The sequence below is a fragment of the Streptomonospora nanhaiensis genome (assembly GCF_026642255.1).
Classification (GTDB): Bacteria; Actinomycetota; Actinomycetes; order Streptosporangiales; family Streptosporangiaceae; genus Nocardiopsis; species Nocardiopsis tropica.
Genome location: NZ_CP113264.1, coordinates 4,217,593 through 4,229,806 on the forward strand (window position 1 = coordinate 4,217,593; position 12,214 = coordinate 4,229,806).

The following is a 12,214-nucleotide window of genomic DNA, read 5'->3' on the forward strand; positions in this document are numbered from 1 at the left end:
GAACCAGGAAAGGCGGTACCGCGTGAGTGTGCGCACCGTGGGCGTGATCGGCGCCGGCACCATCGGGCGCGGCGTGGCCCAGGCCTTCGCCGAGGCGTCGTTCGACGTGGTCCTCGTCGACGTCTCCCAGGCACAGATCGACAGCGCGATCAGCCAGATCGGGCGCGACCTGCTCGTCAACGGCATGCTGAGCGGCCGGACCCCGTCGGAGCCCCCCGAGGACGTGCTGGCACGCATCCGGACCGGCACCGGGCTCGCGCCGATGGCGGAGGCCGACTTCGTCGTGGAGAACGTGACGGAGGACTGGGACGTCAAACGCGGGGTCTACGAGGAGATCGACTCCCTGTGCCGCCCCGGCGTGGTCTTCGGCGTCAACACCTCGGCCGTGCCCATCACCCGGGTGGGGTCGGTGACCGGACGCGCTCCCGAGATCCTCGGACTGCACTTCATGAACCCCGTGCCGCTGATGGACACGGTCGAGGTCGTCCAGGGGCACTTCACCTCCGAGCAGACCCTGGACACGGCGCTGGGCCTGCTCAAGGACCTCGGCAAGGAGGGGATCGTCGTCCAGGACGCCCCCGGCTTCATCACCAACCGCGTCCTGATGCTGACGATCAACGAGGCGATCTTCTGCGTGCAGGAGGGGATCGCCTCGGCCGAGGACGTCGACAAGATGTTCCGCGGCTGCTTCGGCCACAAGATGGGGCCGCTGGAGACCGGCGACCTCATCGGCCTCGACACGATCCTCAACTCGATCACCGTCCTGCACGACAGCTTCCGCGACAGCAAGTACCGCCCGGCCCCGCTCCTGCAGAAGATGGTCGACGCCGGCCTGCTCGGCCGCAAGAGCGGCCAGGGCTTCCACACCTACTGACCCCCTTCCGACCCCCGACAGGAGACACGGACATGACGACCGAGAACGCACGAGAGCGCATCCACACGTTCCTGCGCGAGCACACCGGCGGGCAGCCGCTGGCCGACACCGACGACTTCTTCGCCCTGGGCTACGTCAACTCCCTGTTCGCGATGCAGCTCGCCGCCTTCGTCGAGAAGGAGTTCGCGCTGACGCTCGGCCCGGACGACATGGACTTCGACAACTTCCGCACGGTGAACGGGCTCGTCCGCCTGGCCACGTCCAGGACGAGCGCGCAGAGCTGACTCCGACGCGCACCGGTACCCCCGCCCCCGCGCGTCCTCCCCGCTTCCGAACGGCGAGTAAGGCACCCCCGTGAACCACACGCACCGCAACGACCAGCCGCCGGCCCCGGCCCGCGGCGGCCCCACACGCGTCGCCCTGCACACCCCCGTCCCCGGGGCGCTGGGGCCGGAGATCGAGAGGCGGCTGTACTTCGTGTCCCCGCGGATCTCCGGTTTCGCGCTGGTCGGGGACGGCGACACGGTGACGGCGGTGGACCTGACCACCCGCGCGCCCTGCGAGGAGGAGGGGCTGGAGGCCAAGGTCAACCGGATGGTCGACAACGACGTGCGCCCGCAGATGCCGACCCGGCCCAAGTCCGTGTGGACCTCGCCGCACGAGCGCGCCGCGGACGGCGACACGTTCGAGCGCCTGGCCGCGGCCGGAGCGGTCGCCGAGGTCGGCGAGGGCCAGGTCGCCGTCGGCGAACCCCTGCTGTCCCTGTTCGCCTACTTCGACCGCGCGGTCCTGGGGATCCTGGCGCAGGACCACTCCGCACGCGAGTTCCGGTACCCGACGCTGATCAGGACCTCGACCCTGGAGAGGGCCGGGTACTTCACGTCCTTCCCCCAGCACCTGATGTTCGTCACGCGGCTGCACAACGACATCGACGTCTACCGGTCCTTCCAGGAGTCCTACCCCCGGACGGGCATCGGCCCCTCGGTGCTGCAGTCGTGCGGGAACGTGGACTACTGCCTGCCGCCGACCATGTGCTACCACACCTTCGCCCAGTACGGCGGGCGGGCGCTGGAGGGCGAGGGCCTGCACGTGGTCACCTCCCGCGGCAAGTCCTTCCGGTTCGAGGCGGGCTACTCCACCACCCTGGAGCGGCTCTGGGACTTCACCATCCGGGAGATCGTCTTCCTCGGGTCGCGCGAGGACGTCGCCCGGGCGCGGGAGCGCTACATGCGCAAGGTCTTCGCCTTCCTCGAGGAGCTCGGCCTGAGCGGCTGGTGCGAGGTGGGCAACGACCCGTTCTTCAGCGGCTCCGACGCCTCCGCGCGGATCTGGTCGCAGCGCCTGCAGGAGCTCAAGTACGAGCTGCGGCTCCCCGTCGGCCCCGACCGCAGCATCGCGGTCGGCTCGTTCAACTTCCACGACGACCTGTTCGGCCGCGCGTTCGACATCACCCGCGGGGAGGGGCCCGCCCACAGCGGGTGCGTCGGGTTCGGCCTGGAACGGCTCGTGTTCGCCTTCCTGAGCCAGTTCGGGACCGATGAGCAGGACTGGCCGGACCCGGTCCGTACGGGCGTGCGCGCCGCGGGCGGGATCTGAGATGGGCGCCACCGGCACCGGCGGTGCCCGACCGCCCCGCGACCGGGTGCAGGACCTCCTCTGCTCCCTGTTCTCCCAGGTCCTCGGGGTGGAGTCGGTCTCCGTGAACGACTCCTTCCTCGACCTGGGCGGGCACTCGCTCCTGGCCACCAGGCTGACGACGCGCATCCGGGCCGTCCTGGGCGTGGACCTCCCCGTGCGCGCGGTCTTCGACGCCCCCACCGTCGCCGAGCTCGCCGAGCGGCTGGGAGAGGCCGGCCAGGACCCGCGCCCGCCGCTGGCCCCGGCCGAGCGGCCCGAGGAGATCCCGCTCTCGTACACGCAGCGGCGGCTGTGGTTCCTCAACCGCCTGCACGGCGGCGCGGGCAACTACAACATGCCCATGGCCTACCGGCTGCGCGGCGAGCTGGACGTCGCGGCGCTGCGCCGGGCGCTGGAGGACCTGGTGGCCCGCCACGAGAGCCTGCGCACCGCCTACCCGGACTGGGACGGGCGGCCCCAGCAGATCGTGCTCGACCCCGGGGAGGCCCCGGTCGGCCTGGAGGTCGACCGCGTCCGCGAGGAGGACCTCGCCCGGATCCTGACCGCGGAGTCCGGCCACCTCTTCGACCTGACGGCGCAGACCCCGCTGCGCGCCCGGCTGCTGCGCCTGGGCGAACGCGAGCACGTGCTGCTGCTGGTGGTGCACCACATCGCCTGCGACGGCTGGTCGCTGGCGCCGCTGGTCCGCGACATCGGCGCCGCCTACTCCGCCCGCAGGGCCGGCGCGGAACCGCCCTGGCCCGACCTCGCGGTCCAGTACGTCGACTACACCCTGTGGCACCGCGAGCTGCTCGGCTCACCGCAGGACCCGCAGAGCCCGCTGAACCGGCAGACCCGCTTCTGGTGCGAGGAGCTGGAGGGGCTGTCCGACCGGCTGGAGATCGACGCGACCGGCCCCCGGCCGGCGGTGCCCTCGCACCGGGGCGGCCGGGTCCCCGCCCGCGTCCCCGCCCGCACCCACCGCGCACTGCAGGAACTGGCGCGCTCCACCGGCACCAGCGTGTTCATGGTGGTGCAGGCGACGCTGGCCGCGCTGCTGACGCGCAGGGGCGCCGGCACGGACATCGCCATCGGCACCCCGACCGCGGGCCGCACCGACGAGGCGCTGGACGACCTGGTCGGCTTCTTCGTCAACACGCTCGTCCTGCGCAACCGGACCGACGGCGACCCGACCTTCCGCGAACTGCTCTCCCAGACGCACGGCAGGTGCCTGGCCGCCTTCGCCCACCAGGACGTGCCCTTCGACCACCTGGTGCAGGCGCTCGCCCCGCAGCGCTCCCCCGCCTGGCACCCGCTCATCCAGGTCATGCTCGCCTTCCAGAACACTGCCGCCGCCGACCTGGAACTGCCCGGGCTGACGGTGGAGCGCGAACCCGTGGAGGAGGGGATCACCCGCTTCGACCTGCGCTTCGAGCTGATCGAGGACTTCACCGACGACAGGACCCCCGCTGGGGTGGACACCAGCCTCACCTACGCCCGCGACCTGTACACCCACCAGGACGCAGAGAAGCTCACACAGGACTTCCTGGACCTGCTGGAGGCCGCGGCCTCCACCCCCGACCTGCGTATCAGCGAGCTGGGCCGCGAGGGCGCCCGGCAGGCCCCGGACACCGGCAGGCCGGCCGCGGCCGCCGCACAGGCGCCGAACGTGGCCTTCGTGTGCTCCCCCTACGGCCAGCAGTGGGCGGGCATGGCGCGCGAACTGCTCCGCACCGAACCGGTCTTCCGCTCGGTGCTGCGCGAGTGCGACGCCGAGCTGGCCCGGCACACCGGCTGGTCCCTGCTGGAGGAGCTCCACCTCGACGAACCGCACATCCGGTCCGGGGACGTGGGGGTGATGCAGCCCCTGCTGTGCGCCGTCCAGATCGGCATCGCCGCCTGGCTCGAGGACGCGGGCGTGAGGCCGGGCGCGGTCGCGGGCCACAGCCTCGGCGAGGTCGCCGCCTGCGTCATCGCCGGCGTCCTCGACATCCCGGACGCCATGCGGCTGATCCACCACTACAGCGACCAGCAGCGCCGCGTCGCCGGCCGCGGCAGCGGCATGGCGGTCTTCGAGCTGTCGGCCGCGGAACTCGTCGCCCACCTGGACGCCCGCGGATCGACGGTGGAGGTGGCCGCCCACAACGGCCCCAGGACCACCGTGCTGGCCGGGGACGGCGCCGAACTGCGGGCCGTCGTCGCCGACTTCCAGGCCCGCGACGTGCTGTGCGCGATGGTCCGCGTCGACCTGCCCGCGCACAGCCCGGCCATCGACCCGGTCATGGACGACCTCGAACGGGCCGTGGGAGAACTCCGCCCCCGGCCGGGACGGCTCCCCATGATCTCCTCGGTCACCGGGCGGGAACTGGAGTGGCAGGAGGCCACCGCGGCCTACTTCGCACGCAACCTGCGGCACACCGTCCTGCTGGCGGAGGCGACCGAGCTGCTCCTGGCCGAGCACGACGTCCTGGTCGAGATCAGCGCACACCCCGTCCTGGCCCCCGCACTGGAACAGAGCGTGCGGGCGCACGGCGGCCGGGCCACCGTCCTGACCACCATGCGTCAGGGCCCCGACGACCGCACCGGCCTCGTCCAGGCCCTGGAGAACCTCGAAAAGCTGGGGGTGCGCGTCCGCCGCGACACCCCTCCCCCGCCGGCCTGACCCCGAACCGCACCGGCCGACCGCCCGCAACGGCGCCGCCCGCCCGCGCCCGCCACCGGAAGAGCCGGCGCCCGACCACCCGATCCTTCTCGCGCAAAGGACCTCCATGCCCGTGGACGCCGACGCCTCCGCCCCCTCCCCCGCCTTCGCCCTGACCTGCCTCCTGTGCGGATGGCAGTGCGAACCGCAGTTCACACTGCGCTGCGAACGATGTACGGGCGCGCTCGACCCCCGCCTGGACCTGGACGGCGCCGCCCCGCGCGAGAGCGGCCGACCGGAACTGGCCTACCAGGACTTCCTGCCGGTCGAGCCGCGGTTCCTCCCCGCGGCGGGGATCAGCGTGCGCACGCCCTGCCGCCCCGCCCCCGAGCTCGGCGCCCTGCTGGGCCTGCCCAACCTCTGGGTCAAGGACGAGTCCCGCCAGCCGACCGGAACCACCAAGGACCGGCTCGCCTCCGTGGTCCTGGCCGTGTTCCGGCAGTTCGGCATCGAGGAGTGGGTGGCCTCCAGCACCGGCAACAGCTCCACGTCCCTGGCCCGCGCCGTCGAGCACGACGGCTCGATGCGCGCGCACTTCTTCTGCGGCCGCGAGTTCGCGGGCGACCACCGCGCCGAACCCGGCGAACGCACCCCCCTCACCGTCGTGGACGGCAGCTACGCGGAGGCCAGCCGCGCCGCGCAGCGCTTCGCCGAGGAGAACGGGCTCGTGTGGGAGGGCGGCTTCTTCAACTGGGCCCGCCGCGAGGGCCTGAAGCTGACCTACCTGGAGGCCTTCGACTCCATGGACGTCCAGCCCGACGTCGTCGTGCAGGCCGTCAGCAGCGGCATGGGGATGCTGGCGGCACGCAAGGGCGCCGAGGAGTACGTGGCGACCGGACGGCTCACCGCGGTGCCCCGCATGCTGATGGTCCAGCAGGACACCTGCGCGCCCATGGCCAGGGCATGGCGGGAGGGGCGCGAAGAGCTCACCGAGGACGACGTGGTCAAGGACCCCGCCGGCCTCGCCCGCGCCATCCTGCTGGGCGACGCCCGGGCCACCTACCCGTACATGAGGGACGTCGCCGCCGGCACCGGCGGCGGCATCGTCGAGGTCGGCCAGGAGGAGCTGGTCGAGGCGCGCACACTGCTCCACAAGGTGGAGGGGCTGGAAGTGTGCCACTCCTCCGCCGCCACCGTCGCCGCCCTGCGCAACGAGGCGGCGGCCGGACGCCTCACCCCCGACCAGGTGGTCCTGGCCAACCTGACCGGCGGAGACGACCCCCGCACCGCACGCAGACCCGACTAGCGCGCCGCCCGCGGACCGCAGCGGGCGGACCCGGACCACCGACCCACAGAACCGCACCACGCCGAGGACCCCGTTGACACTCACACACCTCACCAAGCACCAGTCCGACCGCCTCGGCGGGTTCCGCGCCTTCGCCGACGAACACCTGGCCCCCCTCGCGGACGGTTTCGACGCCGAGCAGACCCTCTCCCCCGAGGTGGTCGCCCTGCTCGCGGAGCGGGGATACCTCGGGGCCACCGTCCCCGAGGCGCTCGGCGGCGCGGGCATGCCCATGGTCGAGTACGGACTGCTCTCGGAGCAGCTCGGCCGCGCCTGCCAGACCGTGCGCAACTTCGTGGCGTGCCAGGACATGGTCGCGCTGTCCCTGGCCAGGTGGGGCACCCCGGAACAGCGGGACCGGTGGCTGGGGCGCATCGTCTCGGGCGAGGTCACGGCCGCGTTCGCCCTGACCGAACCCGGTGTGGGCAGCGACGCCAAAGCGGTCGCGACCACCGCGACCCGGGACGGCGAGGAGATCGTCCTGCGGGGCGCCAAGAAGTGGATCAGCTTCGCGCAGACCGCCGACCTCTTCCTCGTGTTCGCCTCGCTCGAGGGACAGCACACCGCCTTCCTCGTGGAGCGCAACACCCCGGGCCTGTCCGTGGAGCCCGTCCGGGGGCTGATGGGCCTGCGCGGATCGCTGCTGGGCCGCATCACCCTGGACGACTGCCGCATCCCCTCCGCCCGACTGCTCGGCAGGGCCGGGATGGGACTCGCCTTCGTCGCCTCCAACGCCCTCGACCTGGGCAGGTACAGCACCGCCTGGGGCGCGGTGGGCCTGGCACAGGCCTGCCTGGAGGAGTCCGCCCGGTACGCGGGCCGGCGCGTGCAGTACGGGACCGAGATCGCCAACCACCAGCTGGTCCAGCAGATGCTCGCCGACATGGCCACGGACACCATGGCGGCACGGCTGCTGTGCCACCACGCCGGGGTCAGCGTGGAACAGGGCGACCCCGACGCCGTGCACCACACCCTCATGGCCAAGTACCGGAGCTCGACCGTGGCGGTGCGGGCGGCCGACCACGCGGTCCAGATCCACGGGGCGCAGGGCATCGGCGCCGAGGCGCCCGTGCAGAGGTACTACCGGGACGCCAAGGTGCTGGAGATCATCGAGGGCACCTCCCAGATCCAGCAGACCCTGCTGAGCGCCTACGCCATGAAGGCGGCCCGCTCATGAGCGCGCGGACCGGGCCGCTCACGCACGGCCAGCTCTCCGTCCTGCGCTCCCTCGCCGTGCACGGCCCCGGCGCACAGGCGGTCGCGAACCTGACCAGCGCCTGGGAGGTGCCGTTCGGGGTCGGGACCGCCCAGGTCATGGACGCCTGGCTGCGCCTGGTCGAGGCCCACGAGGGCCTGCGGAGCTCGTACACGGCCGAGGGAACCCCCGCCCAGCGCGTGCACCCCTTCGAGCCGTCGCAGGTCCCGGCGGTCGAACTGGCCGAGGACACCGCGGCCGCCGCGCTGGGACTGGCCGCCGGGTACGCGGCCGAACCGATCCCGGTCGACGCGGGCCGGCCCTGGCGCGCGGCCGTGGCCACCTTCGAGGGCGAACCGCTCTACCTGGTGACCGCCATCCACCACGTGGCTGCGGACAACGCCGCGCTGGCCGTCCTGGAGGAGGACTTCGGCCGCCTCCTCCAGGGACGGGACCCCGAGCCCGGGCCCCAGCCCCTGGACCTGGCCCTGGAGCAGCGGGATCGCCCTGAGGCCGGCGAACGGAGCCTGCGCCACTGGGCGGGGGTCTGGAAGGACCTGGGGGACCGCGACCCGGCCGACACCAGCAGGCGCCGCCGGGCCTCGGTCTACAGCCTGGAGGGCCTGGCCGCCGCGCGGAAGCTCTCGGAGGACCTGCGGGTGTCGGTCCAGTCCGTGCTGCTCGGCGTCGGCGCCCTGGCGGTCTCCCGGTTCGAGGCGCGCGACAGGCCCACCTTCGCGCTGATGGCCGCCAACCGGGTCGACGAGCGCTGGGCAAGGGTGGTCGGCTCGCTCAACCAGTACGCCCCGGTGACCGTGGCCGTCGACGAGGACGCCCACCCCCTGGACTTCCTCAAGGCCACCTACGTGCAGTGCCTGTCGGCCTACATGCACGGCTCCTACGACGTCGACGCGCTCGCGGCGCGGCTGCGCGACCAGGGAGAGCCCGACCCCGAGCCGACCGGCTTCGCCAGGCACTTCAACTTCCTGGGCGCGGTGGACGCGGAGCCCGCGCCGGGTTCCCCCCTGCTGACCGGGGCCCAGTGGCGCGGGTCCGGCCAGCGCACCGGCGCGAACCTGCACCTGGCGATCGCCGTGGGCGAGGGGGTGCTGATCGGCGTGGGGGCCAGCGAGCGCCTCATGCCCGGCGACGGCCCGGCCAGGACGGCCGCCGCCATCGAGGCCGGACTGATCGGCATCGCCGAGGGGTCCGCCCAGACCCTGCGGGAGGTGAGCCTGGACCCGGTGCGGCAGGTGTGAGAAGCGCGGCCCGCCCCCACCTCGGGCGGGCCGTCAGCCGGTCCGGCCGCCGAGGATCGCGCGGACCGCCTCCGCGATGTTCGCGGCACTGGTGAAAACCTCGGGCGTCAGGAACTCGTCCGGGAATTCGATATCGAACTCGCCTTCGATCGCCACCATGACGGAGATATTGGACAGGGAATCCATCCCGGCGGCCCAGAGGTCCGATTGCGGGGTCAGCTGTTCGGTGTTCCTGAAACCGGGAAGACCGGATATAACGACGCCAAGGACTTCCTCATCGGTAATAGCACGAACATCGGATCCCATGAATCGACCGCCCAACCCTCTGTGCTCCCGGCATTTCGAGTGAACAGTACTGAGCGGCCCGCAGAACTGTCAACAGCCCTTCCTCGGGGAAACAGGACTGACGAAAGGACTTCGTGCCGGGCCGTCCTCGCGCCGTCGGCAGGGACCCGCACACGTGGGGGTCGCCGGTTCTCCGTGCCCCTCCCCGTGAGGGGGCGCGGCGGCTCCCCGACCGTGGACACGGCGGAGGACGGACCGCGGGAGCGACCGCTCCCCACCCGCACGCGCGCGAACCGCGGCCGTCGGATCCCGCACCCGCTAGTGTCCGTGGACCGCCGAGAGGGCCAGGTCCACGAGCGAGTCCTGGACCGTGCGCAGGTACCGTTCCGCGAGTTCGGGCGGCAGAAAGGCCGTGTCGACGAGGCATGAGAGGCTGCGCGGATGCGAGGAGAGGAGGAACTGGATCTTCTCCTCGCTGTGTTCGAACAGCCATCGGAACCGGGCGTTCCCGGCGTCGGCGAGAAGCTCCGCGGCGGGGATGTCCTCCGCTTCCGCCGGCCCGCCCCCCGGTTTGCCGATGTAGTTGATCGTGGCGTTCGAACGCGCGGGGGGCACGGCCTCCTCCCTGATGCGGCGCATTTCCGGAGGCCAGTAGTAGGGGCACCGCAGCATCGAGACCGCACTGCGCTGCACCTCGCCCGCTATGTCGGGCAGCTCCCGGTCCAGACGGCGCAGCACGAGCGGGAGCTCCTGTGAGTAGTGCCCCACGGCGGTCTGCGTCCTGGCGTCGTAGCGGTTGAGGGTCCGCAGCGAGAAACCGAACTCCGTCACCCCGCAGAGCCGGTGCAGGGTGATCGCCGCGACGGCGATGAGGACCGACGAGGCGCTGACGCCCAGGTGCCGGGCCAGGAGGCGGGCGGCCTTGTCGGGCGCCTGCGAGAGGAGCTCGCCCATCCAGTAGCGGTTCGGCTGGGGCCGCACTCGCGCGGAATCGGGGAAGGGGCCCGCGGGGACGTCGGCCAGGCTCTCACGCAGGAATCTGTGCGCCCGCTCGAGCTTGCGCCGACCGGCGGGTGATTCCTCGTACGCGAGCTGGTCCAGTGGCTGCCACGGGTCGGCGGGAAGGACGTCGTCGGGGTGCTGTCCTTCGAGGAGCCTGCCGGTCTGCTCGACGAGGAGGCGAAGGCCCCAGATGTCGACGACGATGTGCGAGAGGACGAGGACGAGGACCCGGGGGGCTCCCTCCTGGGTGACCACCGAGAACCTGACCGGCAACTCGGCGTCCAGGCAGAACCGCTCGCCCGCGCTCGCCCGCGCGGTCTCCTCCGCCACCCGCTCGGCGTCCTCCTCCGTGTCGATCACCGCCACGGGGATCGTCCCCCGCGCGTGCGCCTGTTGGACGGGCTCCCCCTCCTCGTCCACGGTGTACAGGGTGCGCAGCGAGGCGTGGCGTTCCACCAGTGCGCGGACCGAACGAAGGACCACCTCGAGCTCCGTGCCACCGGGAACGTCCAACAGGAGCTCCGAGTTGAGGTGCTCGTCGTTCGGGGCGAGGTCGGCGATGATGTCCCAGATGAAACGCTGACCGCAGGTCAGCCTGCCGTACTGCGGATCTGCGCCGCCCCACGCCTCGAAGGGGATGTCGGCGCGGCGGTCGGCGACCATGGTGGACCCTCTTCCGTCGGAGCGGGTGTCTCGTCAACGAGCGCTGCGGGGACCGGCGTTCGGACTTCGTTCGAAACCCGCCGTTGCCCTGCCTTCGAAAAAGCAGGACACCGGATTCCCGAAAATAATGCTTGCGGAGAATTCTAGCAGTTCCATCCGAAATTTCCAGGCCTTTCTCCCGACAAGACGCACCGCCGCTTCCCGAACACTCCCGCAATGCGTGGGGCAGCATAGAGCAGTCGGGGAGGCGTCAACGGCGAGAGGGGCGCAATGGCCACGGACGAATACCGGGGCCGAATTCGCAGAGTTACGGTTCCGGGGTCGGCCCGATCCCGGACGGACGCCCTTCGAACAGTTCGGGGCGGCACCGCACGGGTCTGTGCCGAGCACGGACAGGGCGGCGAGCTGGCAGACACCGCCCAGGACAGTTTCCTTTTCGGTGAGCGGTGACGTTCGCGCTGGTCATGGGAGGACGATCACGGCCAGCGGGCCGGTGCACGCCGCCTACGGCCCCCACCGGATCGTTTCCTGCCGGGTGTGATGGAGGCTCCGGCGTGTACCGGCTCCGGTGCGCGAGGCGGCGGTGGCCGGAGGAACCCCCAGAGCCCTCAAGGCAACACGGCACTCACAGCGTGTGATCACGCCAGGCGCAGGGCACCTCGCAGGGCCTTCGAGATGAGCTCTTACGCGGGAAGAGACCGGGACCCGGGGCCCGGGACGGCGCGTGCCGGGAGTCGTCGGAGAACGCCACCCGGCACGACCGGACGCCACCGCTCAGGCGCCGCGCTTGCCCCACTCGATGGCGGGGCAGGTGTCCATCACCATCGGCACTGCGGCCTCCCGCGTGCGCCGGAACGCCTCCTCGTCGAGGACGCCGAGCTGGAACCACACACCGCCGGCGCCGATCGCGACGGCCTGGTCGGCGAACTCGCCGGCCGCCTCCGAACGGCGGAAGACGTCGACGACGTCGATGGTGCCGACGGCGGCGGCCGCGTCGGCCAGCGTCGCGTAGGCCCTCTCCCCGAGGACCTCCTCACCCGCGGCGGCGGCCCCGGGGTGGACCGGGACGATCCGCTTGCCCCTGGCCTGCAGCAACTCTGCGATCCGGTAGGCGGTACGCCCCTGGTCGTTCGACAGGCCGACGACGGCCCAGGTCCGGGTGTCGTCGAGGAGGTGGTCGATGGTCTTCGGGTCCAGCCACGGCTCGGTCATGTTCGTGGAGAACATCCCCGGCGTGCCACCGATTCCCGCGCCCCGGCTCGGGCCCCGGGAGAGCGGTGGACGCAGCTGAAGGGCGGGGGCGACGGCGCACCCCCGCCCCCACGTGGCCGGG

The 12,214-nt window shown here is 72.1% G+C and carries 10 protein-coding genes; 7 read left to right on the plus strand and 3 right to left on the minus strand.

Translation table 11 applies throughout. The features are described 5' to 3' along the window. The first annotated feature begins 22 nt into the window (after positions 1-22). The 7 genes from OUQ99_RS18280 (at position 23) to OUQ99_RS18310 (ending at position 8,931) form a co-directional block, all read left to right on the plus strand. Positions 23-874, plus strand: coding sequence for a 3-hydroxyacyl-CoA dehydrogenase family protein (locus OUQ99_RS18280; protein ID WP_267944981.1), 852 nt, complete (start codon positions 23-25; stop codon positions 872-874). Between the two features lie 32 nt (positions 875-906). Continuing rightward, positions 907-1,158 carry an acyl carrier protein gene (locus OUQ99_RS18285; RefSeq protein ID WP_267944982.1) on the plus strand — a complete coding sequence of 84 codons (252 nt, stop codon included), beginning with the start codon at positions 907-909 and terminating at the stop codon, positions 1,156-1,158. A gap of 70 nt (positions 1,159-1,228) precedes the next feature. Continuing rightward, positions 1,229-2,470, plus strand: coding sequence for a hypothetical protein (locus OUQ99_RS18290; RefSeq protein ID WP_267944983.1), 1,242 nt, complete (start codon positions 1,229-1,231; stop codon positions 2,468-2,470). A 1-nt stretch (position 2,471) separates the two neighbouring features. After that, entirely contained in the window at positions 2,472-5,153 is a 2,682-nt protein-coding gene (locus tag OUQ99_RS18295) for a condensation domain-containing protein (RefSeq protein ID WP_267944984.1), read from the plus strand. Positions 5,154-5,259: 106 nt separating this feature from the next. Continuing rightward, on the plus strand, positions 5,260-6,438 hold the full coding sequence (locus OUQ99_RS18300; protein ID WP_267944985.1) for a threonine synthase: 1,179 nt from the start codon (positions 5,260-5,262) through the stop codon (positions 6,436-6,438). 73 nt (positions 6,439-6,511) lie between these two features. Further along, positions 6,512-7,654 (plus strand): acyl-CoA dehydrogenase family protein, encoded by a 1,143-nt coding sequence (locus OUQ99_RS18305; protein ID WP_267944986.1) that lies wholly within the window; start codon positions 6,512-6,514, stop codon positions 7,652-7,654. After that, positions 7,651-8,931 (plus strand): condensation domain-containing protein, encoded by a 1,281-nt coding sequence (locus tag OUQ99_RS18310; RefSeq protein ID WP_267944987.1) that lies wholly within the window; start codon positions 7,651-7,653, stop codon positions 8,929-8,931. Before OUQ99_RS18305 ends, OUQ99_RS18310 begins: the two co-directional genes overlap by 4 nt. Positions 8,932-8,964: 33 nt before the next feature. Here OUQ99_RS18310 and OUQ99_RS18315 read toward each other — a convergent pair whose 3' ends face one another. From OUQ99_RS18315 to OUQ99_RS18325, 3 genes are all read right to left on the minus strand, one after another. Then, positions 8,965-9,237 (minus strand): phosphopantetheine-binding protein, encoded by a 273-nt coding sequence (locus OUQ99_RS18315; protein WP_267944988.1) that lies wholly within the window; start codon positions 9,235-9,237, stop codon positions 8,965-8,967. A gap of 297 nt (positions 9,238-9,534) precedes the next feature. Beyond that, positions 9,535-10,881, minus strand: coding sequence for a condensation domain-containing protein (locus OUQ99_RS18320; RefSeq protein ID WP_267944989.1), 1,347 nt, complete (start codon positions 10,879-10,881; stop codon positions 9,535-9,537). Between the two features lie 774 nt (positions 10,882-11,655). Continuing rightward, positions 11,656-12,108, minus strand: coding sequence for a CoA-binding protein (locus OUQ99_RS18325; protein ID WP_267944990.1), 453 nt, complete (start codon positions 12,106-12,108; stop codon positions 11,656-11,658). Between the last annotated feature and the right edge of the window lie 106 nt (positions 12,109-12,214).